General features: G+C 47.6%; 1 protein-coding gene. It reads left to right on the top strand.

Translation table 11 applies throughout. The features are described from left to right. The coding region (locus PPL9_RS08175; RefSeq protein WP_208989241.1) for a hypothetical protein at positions 1 to 368 on the top strand (368 nt) is incomplete at its 5' end. Positions 369 to 687: the final 319 nt, after the last annotated feature.

Below are 687 nucleotides of genomic sequence, written 5' to 3' on the forward strand. Positions count from 1 at the left end.
TCACACAGATGTACGGCAGCATGGGATCGATAAACGATATCTATTTGCAGCTTCCCAACGGTGATCCTGACTACGAGAGTACTGTTCAGTTTTCGCAACTTGCGACCGAGCTTTATCGTCTCGCATCTAGGCCAAGCCAAAACCCAGACGATGATGAAGCCATAGTGCCAATGAAGGAGCAGTCGCGACGTTTGGTAATAGTCGAGCGGCCTGACGGTATTTTTAGCATCGCTGAAGAATATTACTACATCTTTGAGGATAGCGGCGAGGTAATTTCTGAAGGTTGGGGTCAACTCCCGGCAGAAGGTCTTTTCGAAACATTCGTGCTGGCGCGGCAAGAAGCTCTGACGATTGCAAGATCGAGATAGATTAGTGCTGAAGCAGTCCTCTGGGCATCTTATAGCATAAAACATTTTGGACTCTTTCAGGCCCTTAGCTGCGCTTTGCATAAATATCAATTCAAGCCCTAGTGTAGCATCCGACCCTCATTTGCGAACAACTCTAGTTGAGTAGCTTCAAATCAACTATCAGAACGATTGAGAACTCTTTGGTGAGTGCATCTCAACTCTTGCTAGAACTGCTAGAATGACCGCTTCTCTAATCGGGCGCTGAGGTCAAGCTCTTTTTTCCTTTCCGATCGGATCTAATCCATCTCCGGGTCACGCTTCTCTTCGCAGTCTGGGTCGC

This window comes from Pseudovibrio sp. POLY-S9 (assembly GCF_001431305.1).
GTDB lineage: Bacteria > Pseudomonadota > Alphaproteobacteria > Rhizobiales > Stappiaceae > Pseudovibrio.